At 66.1% G+C, this 663-nt stretch carries 1 protein-coding gene; it reads left to right on the top strand.

Going from position 1 to position 663, the window contains the following annotated elements; genetic code table 11:
- Positions 1 to 663: ketoacyl-synthetase C-terminal extension domain-containing protein (locus tag EAO76_RS41745; protein ID WP_148841453.1), on the top strand; the 663-nt coding region annotated here is incomplete at both ends.

Below are 663 nucleotides of genomic sequence, written 5' to 3'. Positions count from 1 at the left end.
GGGCTGGCTGTGGATGGTCGGTGCAAGGCTTTTTCGGAGGGTGCTGACGGTACTGCCTGGGCCGAGGGTGTGGGGGTGCTGGTTCTGGAGCGGTTGTCGGATGCGCGGCGGTGTGGGCACGAGGTGCTTGCGGTGGTGCGGGGTTCGGCGGTCAATCAGGACGGTGCGAGCAATGGTCTGACTGCTCCGAACGGTCCGTCGCAGGAGCGGGTCATTCTGCGGGCTCTTGCGAGTGGTGGTCTGTCGTCGCTGGATGTGGATGTGGTCGAGGGGCATGGGACGGGGACCCGGCTCGGTGATCCGATCGAGGCGCAGGCGTTGCTGGCGACGTATGGCCGGGGTCGTGGTGGGGGTTCTCCGTTGTATCTGGGGTCGTTGAAGTCGAACATCGGTCATGCGCAGGCTGCTGCCGGTGTCGGTGGTGTGATCAAGATGGTGATGGCGATGCGGGAGGGGGTGTTGCCCCGGACGCTTCATGTGGGGGAGCCGAGTTCGCACGTGGACTGGTCCTCGGGTGCTGTGGAGCTTTTGCGGGAGGCCAGGTCCTGGCCGGAGTCGGGTCGTCCGCGTCGTGCGGGTGTGTCGTCCTTCGGTATCAGTGGGACGAATGCGCATGTGGTGATCGAGCAGGCGCCGGTCGTCGAGGCGGTCGGTGTCGAGGAG

The organism is Streptomyces sp. sk2.1 (genome assembly GCF_008120935.1).
Lineage (GTDB): Bacteria > Actinomycetota > Actinomycetes > Streptomycetales > Streptomycetaceae > Streptomyces.
This window is presented reverse-complemented; position numbering and strand designations above follow the sequence as displayed.